Origin of the sequence: Sorangium sp. So ce302, assembly GCF_051530145.1 — a bacterium.
Lineage (GTDB): Bacteria > Myxococcota_A > Polyangia > Polyangiales > Polyangiaceae > Sorangium > Sorangium cellulosum_B.
On record NZ_CP150326.1, the window covers coordinates 5638690 to 5653759 of the forward strand.

Here is a 15070-nt window from a genome sequence, read left to right on the forward strand (position 1 = left end):
TGATCGTCGCGCTCATCTCCGCCTTCTCGGTCATCACAGTCATCTCGGTAATCATAGTCGTCCCAGAAGATTGGTCTGGATCACCGTTCACGCTCTCAGTGCTTCGGCAGGACCGCGGGGTTCCTCGCCTCGAACGGCATCGACCACCGGAAGCTCTCGCCGAGCTCGGGCGGCACCGGGGGGTACGGCGAACCGCGCAGCACCGCGCGCCGGCAGTTCTCATCGAACTCGGGGATGCCGCTCGGCCGCGTCACCGACGCGCTCCCCACGGTCCCATCGGCGTGGATCACGAAGGTCACGATCACGGTCCCCTGAAGCCCCTCGCCTGCGGCCCACTTGGGAAACGCGTCGGCCCACAGCGGGTGCAGCTTGGCCATGACCTGCCTCATGTAATGGCTGCGCCTGCGATCGAGCGGATCGTTGTCGAGCAGCCGGCCGCGCCCTGAACCGAGCGCGCTGGAACGCGCGCCGCCGCCCGCCACGCCACCCGCGCCAGTCGCGCCCGGTCCTGCCTGTCCGCCTGGCCCGAACCCACGCGCCCCTCCGGCCGAGCTGGCGTGAACGAGCGACTGGATCGCCGTCGCCACCTCCTGCTCGCTGTCCACCGTGTCGTTCGGGTGCCCCATGGCGTCGGCGGGGACGGATGGCGTGCCCACCGCGACCATCGGCCGCGCCAGCGGAACCGCCGCGCTCTCGCGGTGATCCTCGCCGGGCCGCCCGTCGCGAACGCCCAGCCCCGCGGACGCGCGCTCGCCTCCCTCGACGGCACCGCCTGTGGCGCGCGGGCTCGCCCCCAGGGAAAGCGTCGCGTCGCGCGCAGCGGACGCGTCGGTCGCGCCGTCGATACCTGCAGGCTGGGCCGCAGCGCCGAGCTTACCGCCGCGACGCTGGGGCGCGCCTCCATCGCGCGCCCCGAGCGACGGATCGCGCTCGGCCGACGCGCGTCGCTCGGCCCGACGGCCTACCCGCCCCCCCGCGAGGAACGTGAGCTCCATGGGCTCCCGGCTGGCGCGCCAGTCCTCGCGCGATGCGCGCTGGGACGACGAGCGGATGCGCTGGATCTGGCTCCTGTCGAGGCGCGAACGGATCTCTGGAGACAGATAGGTGGCGTCGTCCCTGTCGGCGAGGTTCAACGCAGGCAGCTCCGCCGCGTCGGTACCGCCACGCCCGCTCGTCCCCGTGTCCGGCCGCGGTGCGTCTTCCCCTCCGCCGCGCGAAAGGCGGACGGCCAGCTCGGACGCGGTCGCCGCCGCGCGGTCGAGCGTGCCGTCCGTGACGACGGGCAGCTCGATCTCGATCGGCGCGCTCATCGGGGCTGGCGACCCGACCGTCCGCGCGCGCGCTACGTCCCGTGCCGAGAACGAGCCAGCGACGACCAGCGCGCCTGCGCCCACCAGCCCTGCGTGGGCCGCGACGGAGAGCGCCCACGCGGAGGCGATCCGGCGACCGTCGCGAGACCTCTGCGCCATCGTGCTGTCACTATGCCTCGAAACGTGCCTGGGGCGAGCCCGCAGGCGCGGACCCGCGCGCGCTCGTCTCAGCCGGTGAGCGCGCCGTCCTGCGGAAGCCGCAGCCGCCTGCGGGTGTTCTCCGCCGTGCGCGCGGCAAGCGCCTCGAAGGGCTCGCCCCGGAGCTCCGCGACGAAGCGCGCCGTGTGCAGCACGTGCCCTGGCTCGCACCGTTTCCCCCGGAACGGCACCGGCGCGAGGTAAGGGCTGTCCGTCTCGACCAGGATCCGATCCGCCGGAGCCCAGGCGGCGACCTCCTGGATCGCGCGTGCAGTCTTGAAGGTCACGATGCCCGAGAACGAGAGGTCGAAATCGAGCGCGAGCGCCCGCTCGGCGAACGCGCGATCCTCGGAGAAGCAATGGATGATGCCGCCGACGTCGCTCGCCTGGGCGCGCTCCAGGATCGCGAGCGTGTCTTCTGGCGCCTCGCGCGTGTGGACGACGATGGGCTTCTCCACCCTCCGAGCGAGGGCGACGAGGTCGGCGAAGACGCGCTGCTGTGTGTCCTTCGGCGAGTGCATGTAGTGGTAGTCGAGGCCGATCTCGCCGACGGCCACGACCTCGGGCAGGCGCGCGAGGACCTCGAGCTCCGCGAGCATCCGGTCGTCCAAGGCGGAGGCATCGTGCGGATGGACGCCGACCGCGGCGTGCACGTCGGCACGCCGCGCCGCGAGCGCCGCGGCGAAGCGCGCCGCGGAGAGATCCGCGTCGACGCCGACGACCACGAACGCGTCCACGCCGGCGGCCCGCGCGCGGTCCAGGACGACATCGGCTCCCTCGCGGAAATGACGTGGATCGACGTGGCAGTGCGAGTCGATGATCATGCTTCGCTTCAGGTGACGAGCTCAGCGAAGCGCGCGCGGAGCAGCGCGCTCGCGGCGTCGAGCGCACAGCGGTCGCAGTAGCCCATCCCGCGCAGCCGCTCGAGCGCGCGCGTCGCGTTCCTGCGCTCTTCCTCGCGCAGCTCGCCCCAGCCCTTCTCGGACTTGCCGTCGCTCTGCGCGTCGCGGAGGAGCGCGACGAGATCGCGAACCAGGAGCGCCACGCCCTTGCGCCGCTCCGTGAACACCGCCTCCCGCAACTTGCGGATCTGCTGCGGGAACACGACTGCGTTGACGATCTTCTGCCCAGGGTGGTCGATGGCCCACGCCGCGATGGCCGAGATCAGGCCGCGCCGGTGATCGTCGTGCTTCGTGCGGACCCCGAGGAGCGCCTCCACCTCGCGCATCATGCGCTCGTCAGGGTTCTCGAAGTCGCCGGTGTGCGGGTTCCTGATCTTCTCCCCCTTCACCCAGACGCCGACGTGGGAGACGTACCGATCGAACAGCTCGGCGTAGCGCGTCTCGTCGACGAGGCCGCTGGCCGTCCGCATCTCCTCCTCGGTCGTGTCGAGCAGGCGCGTGCGCACGACCTCGCGGAAGAGACGGTGATCGTGGTAGCCGCCCGCGAGCTGCTTCTCCTTGAGCCAGTCGTACTCCGCCTGCCGCTTGCAGAGCGCGTCGAGCTCCGAGAGCACGGCGAACGGGGAGAGGCACGCGTGATCCTCGCTCTGCGCCGCGTCGAGCAGGAGCGTCCGCACCTCCCGCGGCGAGACGCCGAGGCGCCCCTCGAAGTCCACGGACGCGTCGCTCTCGTGGTAGATCGCCTCGATGCCCGCGCGCAGGACCTTCTGCGCCTCCGCGTCGAACCGCTCCGGCGCCGTGCCCGTCGCGAACAGCTCCATCTTCTCGACGGCCGTGAGGCTCGAGACGAGCGGCGCGAGCGCGTCGGGATACCGCTTCGCCTCCGGCTGCCGCATGCGGGTGAGCACGGCGAACTGCGCGGCGACGCGCGTCGCGTGCGGGGCGACGTGGCGGGTCACGAACGGGACGATCTGCGTGTCGTAGATCGCCTGCTCGTCGGGGTAGCTCCGGAGGTAGGGCGCACGCAGGAGCTCGAAGCGCCCGCGGAAGCTCGGGAACTCCGGATGCTCCCGGAAGGCGTTGAGGTGCACGTCGTTGGCGCTTCCGATCATCACGACGTTCGTCTGCACCGTCTGCTGCGGCAGGCTGACCTCCCCCGTCTCCAGCGTGAGCTGGAGGTACCGGAAAGCGTCGAGCGGTCGCTTGAGGAGATCGCTGAACTCGAGCACGCCCCCGGCGGCCTCGATCAGCTCACCGTGCGCCTCGAAGAGCGTCGTCGCCTGAAGCGAGGTCGGGAGCGAGGCGAGCGAGCGATCTGCCGTGATCTGCCGCTCGCCGGCGTCGACCGAGAGCTCCGGGCCGATCGTGACGGCGCCGACGCGGTAGTGGCGGGAGATGAAGTACCGCTCGACCTGGACGTGCCGCAACGTCTCGACGAGCGAGCCGCCGCTCGCCACGAGGAGCGCCTCGAAGACCTGCTGGTTCTTGTGGGACAGCTTGCCGCTCATCAGCCACTCGGGCGGCGGCTCCGTCGCGCCGGCGTCCTCGTAAAGCTTCAGGATGAGCGCCCGCCGCTCGCGCACCGGGAGCAGGAACAGCGGGTGATCCCTGAGCTCGATCACGAGCCGGGCGTCGATCTGATCGTCCTCGAGGTGGGCGTAGCTCGTGCCGTCCGCGGCGCTCGCCTTCACGTCGCCGCCGAAGCCGATCGAGCCGCGCATCGTCTTGCGGCTCGGGAACACCCAGTGGAAGCGGTACACGGCCCCCTCGTCGAGGGTCGAGTAGTGCTCCAGGGCGCGCAGAATGCAGGCGGCGAGCGTGCTCTTCGCCGAGCCGTTCGGCCCGTGCATCAGGACGAGCCTGTTGGCCCTGCCCTCGCGCACGAAGTTGCAGAGCACCCGGTAGACCTCGGCCTGCAGCTCTTCATGGCCGATCAGCGCGAAGTCCCGCCCGTGGTACGAAGCCGCGGCCGGCGCGCCCTGCTGCGCGGGCTCGGTTGCGGGCAGCTCCCACGGCAGATCGAAGAGCTGGAACCGGGTCAGCTCCCCCCAGGGCTTCTTGATCGTCCGCGTGCCGAAATGGTCGAACATGTCGCGGACGTAGCGAGCCGCGTCGCGTCCGAAGCGGACCGGATTGGAAGCGAAGAGCTCCAGGTACTGCTGGAAGGAGAGGACCCGCTGCTCTTCGTTGAACCGCCTGGCCATCGAGGAGGCGATGGCATCGAGCTCGGAGAGGGCCTTTCGAGCCCGCTCAGCCGCACTGCCTTGGACCGTCTGGCTGGGGCCGACCTCGCTGGGCTGGCCCCCCCGGTAACCGGAGGTGTCGTTGTTCACGTGAGGCTGAGTTTACCGTTCTGCCTACTGCACGTCGACGACCGCCTCGAGCTCCTGCTTCTGCATCAGGCAATTCGCGGCGCTGCAGATGCTGAAGGAGAGCACGCCCGCCACCTTGGTCTTGCCCTTCTTGGCCGCCACGAACGGGACCTTGAGGACGCCCTTGGTCTCCTCGAACGCGCCGTCCTCGCGCTTGAGCAAGGGCTTCGGGTACGAAACGCCCTCGGCGGCCGCCTCGGTGACCTTGAACTTGATGGGGTATTTGTCGTTGATGTGGTAGTCGCCCTTGGACAGGAGCGACACCTCCACGAGCCCCTCCTGGCCGGCCTTGTACGTCCCTGTCGGCTTCATTTCGAGGGTGTAGACCGCATCCTCGACCTTCGATTTTCCGCCCTGGGGTGGGGCTGCAGGTGCTGCCTCGGTGGCGCCGCGAGAGGTCGCCGCTTCGCTCTGGCTACAGCCGAGGACGGGGAGCCCGGAGAGCGCGATCAGGCACATCGCGGCGGAGAGGGGCTTGCCGGTCCGAGTTGAAGGATGAGTGCTCATGGTCAACACAAATAACACAGCGGCGGCGCCAGCGCGAACGCGGGGCCCCGGCGCCCAGGACGATGGCGCACTGAACCGGAGCGCGCGCGCCTTCGTCCTGCGCTGCCGCCGCCGCCGCGCGTAAGGCGTAACGTCGCACGAGCGCACGGCCCGGCGCCGCCGTCAGCGCGAAATCAGCAGCGCGACGAGCGCACAGAGCAGCACTGCCACGCCGGCCACCGCGGGGATGACCCACCGCGGCAAGCGCTGTGGCACGCCCATCACGATGTCCTCGGCGAACGCCTCGGAAGCGTCCGGCGAGGGCGCGATGACCGCAGCGGCGATCGACCCGCCGCTCGCGCCGGCGGGGACCGCGCCCACGCTCGCCGAGGCATGCGGCTGGCGGGCCAGGACCGACGGCAGCGCGGCGCGGATCCGGGCCGCGAGCTCCTTCTGCGGTAGGTACGCCCAGTCGCGGTGCGACCCCGCGAGGCCGTACGCCTGGCCCACGCGATCGGCGAGCAGGCCGACGGAAGGCAGGCGCGCCTCCGGGCTCTTCATGAAGGCCTCCTCCATCACCGGATCGAGCGAGGCCGGCGCCCCGTACGCCTTGCCCGCCACGCTCGGAGGCAGCGGATTGTTGCCCATGATGGCCACGAGGATCATCGGACCGGTCGGCGCGTGGAACGGGACCTGCCCCGTGACGCACTCGAACACGATCGCCGCGACCGACCAGACGTCGGCGCGATGGTCGAGCGCGAGCAGCCCCTGCGCCTGCTCGGGGGACATGTAGAAGGGCGACCCGATCGTCGTGCCGACGACGGTCAGCTTCTTCGCGCCCTCGCTGTTGTCGCGCACGCTGCCGAAGTCGAGGATCTTCACCATGTCGCCGTCGTGCGTGCCGACCAGGAAGATGTTGTCCGGCTTGAGATCGCGGTGCACGACCTTGCGCTTGTGCGCCTCCTCGAGGCCGAGCGCGATCTGCGACAGCATCCGCACCAGGCGCTCGGGGGGCAGCACCTTGTCGCGCTTGAGGACCGTCCGGAGCTCCTCGCCCTCGAGGTACTCCATGACCAGCGCGAAGCTGTGGTCCTCGGTCTTCTCGAAGGCGAGCACGTCGACGATCTGTTCGTGGGGCAGCGACGCGCTGACCTCGAACTCGCGGTGAAAGCGCTCGACGCTCACCTCGTCGAGCGCGACCTCGGGGTGGAGGATCTTCAGGGCGACGCTGCGGCCGGTCCGAAGATCGAGCGCCTGGTAGACGCGCCCCATGCCCCCGTCAGCGACGATCCGCCAGATCTGGTAGCGCCCGCCGCAAAGGGTCGCGCCGACGCGCCTGTCCTCCGGGTGGACCGGCGGCGCTACCTCAGCCACCGGGATGAGGCGCTGCCCGTCGACGGGACAGAAGCCGCTGTCGTGCGAGAAGAGCCTGAAACAGGCGGAGCACGTCTTCAAGCCGCACCCGGGATCAGGCGCGGGAGGGGTCCGCGGCCGGCGTGCTGCCCGTCGCGGGCTCCGGCGGCATGTAGTAGAGGATCCGGTTGCAGTTCGGGCACCGCTCGAACTCCTCCTGGCGGCGCATCTTCTGGAACATCATCGGCGGCACGGACAGGTGGCAGCCGAGGCATGTGCCGTCGTAGGTGCGGGCGATCGCGACGGGCCTGCGCGTCCGGATCGACTCGTAGCGGCGGTACAGGACGACCGGCAGCTTGCGGACCACCTGCTCGCGCGCCTCGGCGCGCTGGGCGCGCTCGGCCTCGAGCGCGGCCAGCGACGCCTGCGTCCCCGGCGCGCTGCCGTCGATCGCCCCCGCCAGATCGACGCGCTTCGCCTCCGCCACATCGATCGCCGAGCGCGCCCCCTCGGAGGCCGAGTTCAGCCGCTCGATCTCTTCCTCGCGATCGCGGTGCAGCTTGCGCAGCTCCTCGATCTCGCGCTGCGCCGCGTTGGACTCGCGCTCGTTCCGGGAGCGCTGCAGCTTCTCCCGCGAGCGCTCGATCTGGCTCGACATCTGTCGGAGCTCGACGACGAGCTCGGAGCGCGTCTTCTCCATGGCCGCCAGGGTCTCCCGATCGCCCTTCAGCCGCTCCTCTAGCCGCTTCAGGTCGGACCGCATCCCTTCCAGGCTGCCGCGCTGTTTGTCGAGCTGCTCATCGATGCGGCGGATCTCGCTGTCGATGGCCGACAGCTCTTCGAGGAATGCGATCTGCTCGCGGATGCTCACGTGCTTCCTTGTCTCCTTCTGTTTCGTGGCTTTCGTGGGCCCACCTGGACTCGAACCAGGAACAGCCCGGTTATGAGCCGGGGGCTCTGACCGATTGAGCTATAGGCCCTGGTACAAGGGCGAACCCCCGATCGGGGCCGCCCACTTTCGCACCGGCGGACAACGTAGTCCAAGCGGCGCGCAGTTGGAAGGGGAGCGGTTCGGCCGGACCGGGTTCGACGATGGCGCCACGGCGGTCAGGGGTGGCTCGGCCGCGAGGGAAGCCCGTTCGCGGACCGGGCGCAGCGCGAGGGGGCCTCGCCGGGCATGGCGCAGGGACATTGCGCCGGCGCGCGCGGTCAGTCCAAGCCAGAGGCCACGCCAGAGGCCCGGGCTGCGGCCCCTCACGGCCCCTGCCGCCCGCCCGGATCGACCATCGGGCTGCGGCGTGGGATGCGCGCTGTCTTGGCCGCCGGGGTCACGGCCTTGCCCCCGTCGAGGGCGTCGGAGCAGCACCGGAACCCGACCTGATAGAAGCGGAACCACCGGTTGTGCGTCGACGTGACCGGGCGGCATCGCGAGCGGATCGGCCCCCAGTAGCCCCCTTTCAGCGTCGATCGAAACGGCTTCTCGTCCAGCGTGCCGAGCTCATTGTTCACCCACTCGTCGACGTTGCCGGTCATGTCGCGCACGCCGAAGGGGCTGACGCACCGGTGCATCTCCCCGGACGCAACCCGGCGATCGAGCCGCTCGACCTCCGCCGAGATCTTCCATGGGTCAGCGAACGTCTCGAGCACCGGCATCGAGATCTTCTTGTCGATGTTGCAGGCTTCGGGATCGCGAGCGATCCCGTAAGGATAGGGCCACATCTGCGGCCCCTCGCACGCGAACTCCCACTCCTCGCCGGAGCAGAGCCGCTTGCCCTCGATCTCGCAGGCGCGCTTCGCCTCCAGCCAGTTGACCATCACCACCGGGCGGACGCCCTCGATGTTCGGGTACTCGAAGACGTCGATGCAGAAGCGCCGGTGCTGGAGGCGCCCCTCGCAGAGGACCTCCGGCTCGAACCGCGCGCAGATGTCCTTCTCCTCGTCGATGTAAGCGGCGCAGTGGTGCCCGACGTACGGGCAATAAATGCCGTCGACGAGCACCATCCCGCCGAGGCACGCCGCGCGGCTCTCCGGGTCGACGCGCACGTACGCAGGCAGCGGCGGTGGCGCCGGCGGCGCCACCGCGGGCGCGGGCGGGGCCGGCTCTGGCGGGGCGATGCTCGCAGCCGGGGCTGCGCTCGCCGCGTCGAGCGGCCCAGGCGGCCTCTGGAAGCGGGGGGCAAAGAGGAGCGCGCTCACCAGGGCGGCGACGACGAGGGCAGCGATGAAGGCGATGCGCTCGCGCATGTCAGTCGTACACGCCGTCCTTCTCGCGGTCGCGCTCGATGAAGGGCCGCGGCGGCGGCGTGACGACGCCGTCGACCGTGTCCGCGCAGCAGCGGAAGCCGACCTGGTAGAACTTGAACGTCGGCCCGTGCCCTCCGGTCGTGAGGCGGCAGGTGTTCCGAACAGGACCCCAGTAGCCGCCGTTGAGCGTGGCCGGGCGCGACGTGCCCGGATCGTCGGCGAGGTTGTCGGTCCACTCGTCGACGTTGCCGGAGAGGTCGTACGCCCCGTAGGCGCTGATGCAGTTCGGGTGCGATCCGATGGGATCGGCCTGCCACAGCCGGGCGATCTCGCCCTCGCGGGTCGCCTCGTCCACCATGGCGTCGATGTCGAACTCGATCGCGGCGCGGTCGATGTTGCAAGGGCTGGGCGTGCGCACGAAGCCCCAAGGATACGGCAGGCGCTTCGGTCCTTCGCAAGCGAGCATCCACTCGGAGCGCCGGCACAGCCGCCTGCCGATCGAGGCGCAGAGCGACTTCGCTTCGTACCAGTCGACGTAGACGCGCGGGAGCTCGCCCACCCGGTTCGGCCACTCGTGGCGGTCGATGCAGAAGCGCCGGTGATCCACCGGAGCCCGACAGCGGGCGCCGCGCCCGTACTCGGGGCAGCCATGGCCGGCTCCATCGCCGCTGCGGGTGCAGACATACGGGAGGGATGGACAGAAATCGCCCTCCACGAGGCTCATGTCGGCGGGGCACGCAGCGCGCGCCACCGGATCCGCCGCGAAGGGATCGACCAGCGGGGCCGCCGCGGCGGCCTGCAGGCTCGCGCTTCGCGGAACCGGGGCCGCACCGGGAGGCGAGCCCGGAGCGGGCGCTGCTGCCTCCTCCTGACCAGCGGCCGTGGCGGGTGCAGGCGTGGACGATGCTGGTGCCGCGGGCCCGGCAGAACGCGCCGCAGCGGGGCCGGGCTCGGAGCGCCCGGACGGAGAGGGCGGCGCGAGCAGCAGCGCGTCGAGCTCAGGGGCGTACCGCGCAAGGAGCGCGACCACGCCGAGCGCAGCGCCGGCGCCGACCGCCATCAGGACACTCCTTGCACGCGCTTCCACCTGCGCGCCCTCTCATAGTCCAGCTCGCAGCCCAGCGACGTGAGAAGAATTGCAAGACAACCGGAAGACCTGGCGCGCGCGGTGCGGGGCGCGTCGCGGGCGCGGCGCGCGACGGGGCGGGACCACAGGGGCAACAGAGCCAACTGAGCAGCGAGCGGCGAGCAGGAGCGGCGCCACGCCCGCTTCCGTGTGTGATAGCTCTCCGGTTCCCCCTATGGATCGACTGGTCGTTCGAGGCGCCCGGCAGCACAACCTCAAGAACGTCAGCGTGTCGCTTCCGCGCGACCGCCTGGTGGTGATCACCGGCCCGAGCGGCTCGGGCAAGTCGTCCCTGGCGTTCGACACCATCTACGCGGAAGGGCAGCGCCGCTACGTCGAGTCGCTCTCCGCCTACGCGCGGCAGTTCCTCGAGCAGCTGTCCAAGCCAGACGTCGAGTCGATCGAGGGCCTCTCGCCCGCCATCGCGATCGAGCAGCGCGCGCTGGCGAAGAGCCCGCGCTCGACCGTCGGCACGGTGACCGAGATCTCGGACTACCTCCGCCTGCTCTTCGCGCGGGTCGGCACCCCGCACTGCCCCGCGTGCGGCAAGCGGATCGAGGCCCAGACCGTGCAACAGATCGTCGACCGCATCCTCGATTTCGGGGACAAGACGCGGGTCACGATCATGGCGCCCATCGCGCGAGGCCGCCGCGGAGAGCTGAAGCTCGACATCGAGCGGCTGCGCCGGGAGGGCTTCGTGCGAGCGCGCATCGACGGCGAGATCGTCGATCTCGGCGACGAGATCGTCCTCGACCGAACGCGCGCGCACGACCTCGATGTGGTCGTGGACCGGATCGTGGTCAAGGACGGCATCAAGGGCCGGCTCACCGACTCCGTCGAGCTCGCGCTCAAGCTGGGCGAGGGCAGGCTGCTCGTCGACATCTCCAGCGACGGCATGAAGATCGAGCCGCTCTGGATGAGCGAGCGCTTCGCGTGCATCGACTGCGGCATCTCGCTGCCGCCCATCGAGCCGCGGATGTTCTCCTTCAACGGCCCGCACGGCGCGTGCCCGGCCTGCGACGGCATCGGCGCGAGGACCCGCATCGATCCGGACCGCGTCGTCCCCGATCCTCGGCGCACGCTCCGCGAGGGCGCGGTGGTGGCCTGGGGGCGCCGCGGCTCGCTCTCGCTCGCCACGGAGACGGAGCGGGCGGTCAGCACGCTCGGCTGCGATCCGGACGTCCCATGGGCGAAGCTTTCGGCGGCGGTGCGGCAGGCGATCCTCGAGGGGAGCGACGCCCAGGGCGCCGGCGGCCGGGGGAAGAAGAGGGCCGCCTATGAGGGGATCATCCCGCGGCTCGAGCGCCTGCTGAGCAGCGGCGAGCCCGCCCTCGCCGACGAGGAGGAGGCCGATCCCGACGAGGACAGCGCCGCGCTCTCCGACGAGATCGGCCGCTTCGTCATCACGCGCGTGTGCGACGCCTGCGACGGCAGGCGCCTGCGCCCGGAGGCGCTCGCCGTGCGCCTCGGGGATCGCAACATCGCGGACGTCGGCACCCTGCCGCTGCGCACGCTGCGCGTCTTCCTCGAGGGCCTCATGCCGCCGAAGGAGGGGGCGCCGCGGGCCTCCGCCGATGGGCAGGCCGCTGGCGAGGCCCACGTCGACGGGGCGCTCGCGCCGCGCGAGCGCGCGATCGCCGAGCCGCTGCTCCGGGCGGTGATCGCCCGCCTCGGGTTCCTCATCGACGTCGGGCTCGACTACCTCACGCTCGACCGCTCCGCGCAGACCCTCTCCGGCGGCGAGGGCCAGCGCATCCGCCTCGCGACGCAGATCGGGGCCGCGCTCGTCGGCGTGCTCTACGTGCTCGACGAGCCCTCGGTGGGCCTGCACGCGCGCGACAACACGCGCCTGCTCGAGGCGCTCAGGCGGCTCGTGGACCTCGGCAACACCGTGGTCGTCGTCGAGCACGACCGCGACGCCATCCTCGCGGCCGACCACATCGTGGACATGGGCCCGGGCGCCGGCGTGCACGGCGGCAACGTGGTGGCGCAGGGCACGCCGGAGGAGCTGAGCGCCGATCCGGCGTCGATCACCGGCCCGTACCTCAGCGGCAAGAAGCAGCTGGCGATCCCCACGAAGCGCCAGCGCCCCGACGGGCGCTTCATCCGCGTCAGCGGCGCGCGGGCCCACAACCTGCTCAACGTCACGGCCGAGATCCCCGTCGGCCTCTTCTGCACGGTCACCGGCGTGTCGGGCTCGGGCAAGTCGAGCCTCATCGTCGACACGCTGCTGCCGGCCGCGAAGAACGAGCTGTACAGGAGCTCCGCCCCGATCGGCGCGTGCGACGGCATCGAGGGCCTCTCGCACATCGACAAGGTCATCTCGATCGATCAAGCCCCGATCGGCCGCACGCCGCGCTCGAACCCGGCGACGTACACGGGGGTCTTCGGGCTCCTCCGCGAGCTCTACGCGGGCCTCCCGGAGGCGAGGACGCGCGGGTACAAGGCGGGCCGCTTCTCGTTCAACGTGAAGGGCGGACGGTGCGAGGCCTGCCAGGGCGACGGCGTGCTCCGGATCGAGATGCACTTCCTGCCCGACATCTTCGTGACGTGCGAGACGTGCGGCGGCCGCCGGTACAACCGCGAGACGCTCGAGGTGCTCTACCGCGGGATGTCGATCGCCGACGCGCTCGACCTGACGGTCGAGCAGGCGATTGACCAGTTCGAGGCGCTCCCCCGCGTCCGGGAGCGGCTCGCCGCGCTCGCGCGGGTCGGCCTCGGCTACATCACCCTGGGGCAGCCCGCGACGACGCTCTCGGGCGGCGAGGCGCAGCGCGTGAAGCTCGCGCGCGAGCTCGCGCGCAAGGCCACCGGCCGCACGCTCTACGTGCTCGACGAGCCGACGACGGGCCTGCACTTCTCTGACATCGAGGTGCTCACCGGGAGCCTGATGAGCCTGCGCGACGCCGGGAACACCGTCCTCGTGATCGAGCACAACCTCGACGTGATCGCATGCAGCGACTGGGTGATCGACCTGGGCCCCGAGGGCGGCGAGCGCGGCGGGACGATCGTCGCTGCTGGCACCCCGGAGGACATCGCGCAGGAGGAGGCGTCATTCACCGGCGCGTACCTGCGCGAGGTGCTCGCAGCGTCGAAGCGTCGCACCCCACAGCAGCCGCGCAGCCGCGCAGCCGCCCGTAAATAGCAGAACGGGCGTGGCCCCGCCCGGTCCGCGCGACGTGGACCGGGAGCAGGAGCGCACGCCCGACGGCGCCGAGGCACCCTCGCGCAAGGAGGCGACCGACGGCCGGCCTCCTCGCGTGGCGCAGCGTCAGCCGTAGTCCTTCTCGACCCTCTCCTGATCCTCTTTGCAGCGGATGCACAGGGTCGTCTCGGGGCGCGCCTCGAGGCGCTTCGCCGAGATCTCCTCCTCACACTCCTCGCACTTGCCGAACGAGCCGTCCTCGATCTTCACGAGCGCCTTCTGGATCTTGTCGAGGAACGACTTCTCGCGGCCACGGAGCCGGAAGGTGAACGACTGCAGGTACTCGCTCGACGCGAGGTCCATCTCGTCAGGGAGATCGTTCGCGTCGAGCATCATGTCCTCGGTCAGCGTTTGCTTGGCCTTCTTGACGATCTCGTCGCGCTTCGTCTCAAGCAGGGTCTTGAACTTTTTCAGCTGGGCCTTGTTCATAGGTCCTCTCGCGTCGAATGCGCCGTTCGGCGCTGCCGTCTGAGCTCCCTGGCGCATGCAAGCCGCGGGGCGCTGACCCCGGCTGCCGGGACTTACGGCTCCGCGACATGTCCGAAGAGGCCAGACAACCCCCCGAAATTGCGAGGCGCGGGATTCTAGGCGTGGGGGCCGAGCCCGTCAACGACGCCTCCGTCGTAGGCAGAGATCGCCCGAGCTCACTGCAGCCGACGCCTCTCGATTCGCCATCGCTCGCCATCGAGCACCATCACGCCCGCGACCGACCGCACGCTGCGGCATCGGTTGGCATCGGTTGTCGGGACAGCGTGGAAAGCATCTGCGGGAAGTCCCCGAGCCGCCGGAAAAGGCGGCGGACTTGGCCTCAAACCCGCATGCTCACCCCAGAGCACGCCGGAAATGAGACGCAGCGGACGGTTTGACGAAAGGCAGCTCACGTGGAACAAATTTATCCCATATTGCTGGATTTCGATCAGAACCGAACCCCGGTCCGTCCCCGCGATGCCTCCACGGTGATCGTCCTCCGTGACGGTCGCGCTGGAATCGAGGTGTTCTGCGTTCGCCGCCACGCGAGCTCGAGCTTCATGGGGGGCGCCGTGGTGTTCCCTGGTGGGAAAGTGGACGCGCAGGACGGCGCGGAAGTCTGGGCGGATCGGGCGACCGAGCCACCGGCGCGCGCCGCTGCGTTCGCGACGGGCGAGACGCCGGCGCGAGCGCTGTGCGTGGCCGCGTGCCGCGAGACGCTGGAGGAAGGGGGCATTCTGCCGACCGATCTTCCGCTGCCCGGCGACGAGGTCGACGCGGTGGGGCGGGAGCTCGCCGCCGGGGCGCCGCTCGATGCGGTCCTCGCGCGGCGCGGCCTGAAGCTCGCGCTCGCGGCGCTCGTCCCGTGGGCGCGGTGGATCACGCCCCTCGCCGAGGCGCGGCGCTTCGACGCGCGCTTCTTCCTGCTACCGCTACCGCCAGGCCAGATCGGGCGACACGACGGGCACGAGACGACAATGAGCTTCTGGGCAGCGCCGTCCGAGGTCCTGGAGCGCGCCGCGCGTGGGGAGATCCTTCTCGCTCCGCCGACTTCACGCACGCTCGATCTCCTCGCCGCGGTCGCAGACGTGCGCAGCGCCGTGGCGCTCGCGGAACGCCAGTCGCTCTTGCCGATCTGTCCGCGCTTCGTCCCGGGCGATGGGGCCGAGCCACCCTACCTGGCGCTGCCAGGCGACCCTTCGCACGAGGCCCGCGATCGGCCCACCGAGGGTCCGACCCGTTATGTCCTGCGCAACGGGCGCTTCGTCGCCGAAGAATGCTGCGCACATGGATCCCTGATCCACATCAAACAGGAACGAGAGCCAGATCCACCCGTGCCGACCAGCTTCGACACCCCCCAGACGAATGCCCCCTCCGTGCCGGCGACGCCTGATCTCGAGGAGTGA

Annotated in this window: 11 protein-coding genes and 1 tRNA gene; 2 read left to right on the forward strand and 10 right to left on the reverse strand. The window is 70.7% G+C overall.

Features of this window, described 5'->3' with window-relative positions:
- Window positions 1–95: 95 nt before the first annotated feature.
- The 9 genes from WME73_RS21370 to WME73_RS21410 all read right to left on the reverse strand — a co-directional run bounded on the left by WME73_RS21370 (window position 96) and on the right by WME73_RS21410 (window position 9925).
- Complete coding sequence (locus WME73_RS21370) at window positions 96–1469, reverse strand: TonB family protein (RefSeq protein ID WP_437916896.1); 1374 nt, start codon at window positions 1467–1469, stop codon at window positions 96–98.
- A 68-nt stretch (window positions 1470–1537) separates the two neighbouring features.
- Window positions 1538–2332 (reverse strand): TatD family hydrolase, encoded by a 795-nt coding sequence (locus tag WME73_RS21375; RefSeq protein ID WP_437747251.1) that lies wholly within the window; start codon window positions 2330–2332, stop codon window positions 1538–1540.
- Between the two features lie 8 nt (window positions 2333–2340).
- Window positions 2341–4743 (reverse strand): PrkA family serine protein kinase, encoded by a 2403-nt coding sequence (locus WME73_RS21380; RefSeq protein WP_437916897.1) that lies wholly within the window; start codon window positions 4741–4743, stop codon window positions 2341–2343.
- Between the two features lie 24 nt (window positions 4744–4767).
- Window positions 4768–5289, reverse strand: a complete 522-nt coding sequence (locus WME73_RS21385; protein WP_437747253.1) for a hypothetical protein — start codon at window positions 5287–5289, stop codon at window positions 4768–4770.
- A 162-nt stretch (window positions 5290–5451) separates the two neighbouring features.
- Window positions 5452–6723, reverse strand: coding sequence for a serine/threonine protein kinase (locus tag WME73_RS21390; RefSeq protein WP_437747254.1), 1272 nt, complete (start codon window positions 6721–6723; stop codon window positions 5452–5454).
- Between the two features lie 13 nt (window positions 6724–6736).
- A complete protein-coding gene (locus tag WME73_RS21395; protein WP_437747255.1) occupies window positions 6737–7492 on the reverse strand; it encodes a zinc ribbon domain-containing protein in 756 nt (251 codons plus the stop codon).
- A 35-nt stretch (window positions 7493–7527) separates the two neighbouring features.
- Window positions 7528–7601: transfer RNA gene (locus WME73_RS21400), tRNA-Ile, on the reverse strand.
- Window positions 7602–7875: 274 nt separating this feature from the next.
- Complete coding sequence (locus WME73_RS21405) at window positions 7876–8865, reverse strand: formylglycine-generating enzyme family protein (RefSeq protein WP_437747256.1); 990 nt, start codon at window positions 8863–8865, stop codon at window positions 7876–7878.
- A 1-nt stretch (window position 8866) separates the two neighbouring features.
- Window positions 8867–9925, reverse strand: a complete 1059-nt coding sequence (locus tag WME73_RS21410; RefSeq protein WP_437916898.1) for a formylglycine-generating enzyme family protein — start codon at window positions 9923–9925, stop codon at window positions 8867–8869.
- Window positions 9926–10166: 241 nt separating this feature from the next.
- Here WME73_RS21410 and uvrA point away from each other — a divergent pair, with 241 nt between their 5' ends.
- Entirely contained in the window at window positions 10167–13136 is a 2970-nt protein-coding gene (gene uvrA / locus WME73_RS21415) for an excinuclease ABC subunit UvrA (protein ID WP_437747258.1), read from the forward strand.
- 126 nt (window positions 13137–13262) lie between these two features.
- On the opposite strand, the gene WME73_RS21420 is transcribed toward uvrA, so the two are convergent.
- Complete coding sequence (locus tag WME73_RS21420) at window positions 13263–13625, reverse strand: TraR/DksA family transcriptional regulator (RefSeq protein ID WP_012236416.1); 363 nt, start codon at window positions 13623–13625, stop codon at window positions 13263–13265.
- Window positions 13626–14152: 527 nt separating this feature from the next.
- Here WME73_RS21420 and WME73_RS21425 point away from each other — a divergent pair.
- Entirely contained in the window at window positions 14153–15070 is a 918-nt protein-coding gene (locus WME73_RS21425; protein WP_437747259.1) for an NUDIX hydrolase, read from the forward strand.

Bases quoted from the DNA above. Each gene is read 5' to 3' on its own strand.
- WME73_RS21405 (WP_437747256.1), bottom strand. From the start codon at position 8,865: ATGCGCGAGCGCATCGCCTTCATCGCTGCCCTCGTCGTCGCCGCCCTG.
- WME73_RS21410 (WP_437916898.1), bottom strand. From the start codon at position 9,925: ATGGCGGTCGGCGCCGGCGCTGCGCTCGGCGTGGTCGCGCTCCTTGCG.
- WME73_RS21375 (WP_437747251.1), bottom strand. From the start codon at position 2,332: ATGATCATCGACTCGCACTGCCACGTCGATCCACGTCATTTCCGCGAG.
- WME73_RS21420 (WP_012236416.1), bottom strand. From the start codon at position 13,625: ATGAACAAGGCCCAGCTGAAAAAGTTCAAGACCCTGCTTGAGACGAAG.
- uvrA (WP_437747258.1), top strand. From the start codon at position 10,167: ATGGATCGACTGGTCGTTCGAGGCGCCCGGCAGCACAACCTCAAGAAC.
- WME73_RS21385 (WP_437747253.1), bottom strand. From the start codon at position 5,289: ATGAGCACTCATCCTTCAACTCGGACCGGCAAGCCCCTCTCCGCCGCG.
- WME73_RS21370 (WP_437916896.1), bottom strand. From the start codon at position 1,469: ATGGCGCAGAGGTCTCGCGACGGTCGCCGGATCGCCTCCGCGTGGGCG.